At 72.4% G+C, this 3,348-nt stretch carries 4 protein-coding genes; all 4 read left to right on the top strand.

Translation table 11 applies throughout. The features are described 5' to 3' along the window. The first annotated feature begins 201 nt into the window (after nucleotides 1-201). Nucleotides 202-741, top strand: a complete 540-nt coding sequence (gene ruvC / locus ACFWYS_RS28525; RefSeq protein WP_384774854.1) for a crossover junction endodeoxyribonuclease RuvC — start codon at nucleotides 202-204, stop codon at nucleotides 739-741. Continuing rightward, entirely contained in the window at nucleotides 738-1,343 is a 606-nt protein-coding gene (gene ruvA, locus ACFWYS_RS28520; RefSeq protein ID WP_384774851.1) for a Holliday junction branch migration protein RuvA, read from the top strand. The genes ruvC and ruvA overlap by 4 nt, the downstream gene beginning before the upstream one ends. A gap of 137 nt (nucleotides 1,344-1,480) precedes the next feature. Beyond that, a complete protein-coding gene (gene ruvB, locus ACFWYS_RS28515; protein ID WP_384774849.1) occupies nucleotides 1,481-2,551 on the top strand; it encodes a Holliday junction branch migration DNA helicase RuvB in 1,071 nt (356 codons plus the stop codon). A gap of 176 nt (nucleotides 2,552-2,727) precedes the next feature. Further along, a complete protein-coding gene (gene yajC / locus ACFWYS_RS28510) occupies nucleotides 2,728-3,231 on the top strand; it encodes a preprotein translocase subunit YajC (protein WP_384774846.1) in 504 nt (167 codons plus the stop codon). Nucleotides 3,232-3,348 lie beyond the last annotated feature (117 nt).

The raw sequence follows: 3,348 nt of genomic DNA, 5'->3' as shown, positions 1-3,348 counted from the left end.
CCCCGCCCCCACATAGCGCGCGCCGGTGGGCTTTCGCGCGCGCGCCGCGCCCACCCCGCCCCCCCCCGGGGCCCTTTTCTGCAGCCCCGGGGGCCGGGGCGCCCCCCCCGGGGGCCCCGTCGCTTTGCCGGGAGTTGCTGGCCGGCGTTGTCGGTGGCACCCGATAGCCTGCACAAACAGGCGATCGAAGGAGGGGGCGCGGTGCGCGTACTGGGGGTGGACCCGGGGCTGACGCGATGCGGTGTCGGCGTGGTCGAAGGCGTCGCCGGACGCCCGCTCACCATGCTCGGCGTCGGCGTCGTCCGCACACCGGCGGACGCCGAGTTGGGACAGCGCCTCGTCGCCATCGAGCAGGGCATCGAGCAGTGGCTGGACGAGCACCGGCCCGAAGTCGTCGCCGTGGAGCGGGTGTTCAGCCAGCACAACGTACGGACCGTGATGGGCACGGCCCAGGCCAGCGCCGTCGCCATGCTGTGCGCCGCCCGCCGCGGCCTCCCCGTCGCCCTGCACACGCCCAGCGAGGTCAAGGCCGCGGTCACCGGCAGCGGTCGCGCCGACAAGGCCCAGGTCGGTGCCATGGTCACCCGGCTGCTCCGGCTCGACGCACCCCCGAAGCCGGCCGACGCCGCCGATGCCCTCGCACTCGCCATCTGCCACATCTGGCGGGCCCCCGCCCAGAACCGGCTCCAGCAGGCGGTCGCCCTGCACGCAGCCAACGCAACGAAAGGCCGTACGGCATGATCGCCTTCGTCAGCGGCACAGTGGCCGCACTCGCTCCGGACGCCGCGGTCGTCGAGGTGGGCGGGGTCGGCATGGCCGTCCAGTGCACGCCGAACACCCTGTCCACCCTGCGCCTCGGCAAGCCCGCCAAGCTGCACACCTCGCTGGTGGTGCGCGAGGACTCCCTCACGCTGTACGGCTTCGCGGACGACGACGAACGGCAGACCTTCGAGCTGCTCCAGACCGCGAGCGGCGTCGGCCCCCGCCTGGCCCAGGCGATGCTGGCCGTGCACTCGCCCGACGCGCTGCGCAGAGCGGTGACGACCGCCGACGAGAAGGCACTCACCGCCGTCCCCGGCATCGGCAAGAAGGGCGCCCAGAAACTGCTCCTGGAACTGAAGGACCGCCTGGGCGAGCCGATCGGCGCGCCCGCCGTAGGCGCACCGGTCACCCAGGGCTGGCGCGACCAGCTGCACGCCGCCCTCATCGGCCTCGGATACGCGACCCGCGAGGCCGACGAGGCGGTCGCAGCCGTCACACCCCAGGCCGAGGCCGCCGAGGGCACGCCCCAGGTGGGGCAGCTGTTGAAGGCGGCCCTGCAGACCCTGAACAGAGCCCGCTGACCGACGGGCCTGAAGCCACCCTCGTACGCCACCCACCGCGACCCCCGAGGCACACTCCATGCTGTGCCTTCCGGGGGACAACCCCCGGACCCCCGGCCGCCCCGACAGCCCGGCGCTTTATCGCTAGGAGAACCGCAGTGAACTGGGACGACACCACCGACACCCCCGCTGCCGAGCGGCTCGTCGGTGCGTCCGCCGACCGTGAGGACCAGGCCGTCGAGGCCGCGCTGCGCCCGAAGGACCTGGGCGAGTTCATCGGCCAGGAGAAGGTCCGCGAACAGCTCGACCTCGTCCTGCGCGCCGCACGCGCGCGTGGCGCCACCGCCGACCACGTGCTGCTCTCCGGCGCCCCCGGCCTCGGCAAGACCACCCTGTCCATGATCATCGCGGCCGAGATGGGCGCCCCCATCCGCATCACCAGCGGCCCCGCCATCCAGCACGCCGGCGACCTCGCCGCGATCCTCTCCTCCCTCCAGGAGGGCGAGGTCCTCTTCCTCGACGAGATCCACCGCATGTCCCGGCCCGCCGAGGAGATGCTGTACATGGCGATGGAGGACTTCCGCGTCGACGTGATCGTCGGCAAGGGGCCCGGCGCCACCGCCATCCCGCTGGAGCTGCCCCCGTTCACCCTGGTCGGAGCCACCACCCGGGCCGGTCTGCTGCCGCCGCCGCTGCGCGACCGCTTCGGCTTCACCGCGCACATGGAGTTCTACGAGCCCGCCGAGCTGGAGCGTGTCATCCACCGCTCCGCGAGCCTCCTCGACGTCGAGATCGAGGCCGACGGCGCCGCCGAGGTCGCCGGCCGCTCCCGCGGCACGCCCCGTATCGCCAACCGCCTGCTGCGCCGCGTCCGGGACTACGCCCAGGTCAAGGCCGACGGCATCATCACGCGGGACATCGCCGAGGCCGCCCTCGCCGTGTACGAGGTCGACGCCCGCGGCCTCGACCGGCTCGACCGGGCGGTCCTTCAGGCCCTGCTCAAGCTGTTCGGCGGCGGCCCGGTCGGCCTGTCCACGCTCGCTGTCGCGGTGGGGGAGGAACGTGAGACCGTGGAGGAGGTCGCCGAACCCTTCCTGGTGAGGGAGGGCCTGCTCGCCCGAACCCCGCGCGGCAGGGTCGCCACCCCTGCGGCATGGGCCCATCTCGGCCTCACCCCGCCCCACTCGTCAGCTGCCGGAAACGGACAACAGGACCTGTTCGGGGCGTGATGGGTCGGTGACGGCGAGCTCAGTGGCCGGAGCAGGAACCCTGGTGCAATGCTGAGCGTTGTTCCCTGCGCGCGGACTCGCTTAGACTCCGCCGATGCCGCCTTTGTCGGCGGCACACATACCCCCAACCATCAGGCCGCTCAGCATTCGCGGTCGTGTGAAGGAAGTTCCGACCCGTGAGTCTCGTGACCCTCCTCCCGTTCATCGTGCTCATCGGGGCCATGTTCCTGATGACCCGGTCGGCCAAGAAGAAGCAGCAGCAGGCCGCCGACATGCGGAACCACATGCAGCCCGGATCCGGTGTCCGCACCATCGGGGGCATGTACGCCACGGTCAAGGAGGTCAGCGACGACACCGTCCTCGTTGACGCCGGCCCGGGCGTGGAGCTCCTGTTCGCCAAGAACGCGATCGGTGCCGTCCTCTCCGACGACGAGTACAACCGCATCGTGCACGGCGTGGAGCACGACCTGAAGTCCGACGTCGTCCCCGACGACGCCTCCTCCCTCACCGAGACCGACGACGAGCCCGCCGCTGCCGCCGCCTCCGACGACAAGGCCGTCGACTTCAGCAAGAAGGACGAGAAGGACGAGGCCGAGGAGCCGTCCGACGACGCCGTGGCCGCCGATGCCAAGGCGGACGACGAGCCGAAGAAGACCGACGGCGACGCCGAGGCGAAGTAGCCATGTTCCGGGGCGGGGGGGGGGGGCCCCCCCCCCGGGGGGGCGGGGCCCCGGGGCACGCCGACAGCCCACCAATCATTATACCCCCCCCCAAGACAAGGGGGGGGGGGGCGCCCC

The organism is Streptomyces sp. NPDC059010, assembly GCF_042740355.1.
Lineage (GTDB): Bacteria > Actinomycetota > Actinomycetes > Streptomycetales > Streptomycetaceae > Streptomyces.
This window is presented reverse-complemented; position numbering and strand designations above follow the sequence as displayed.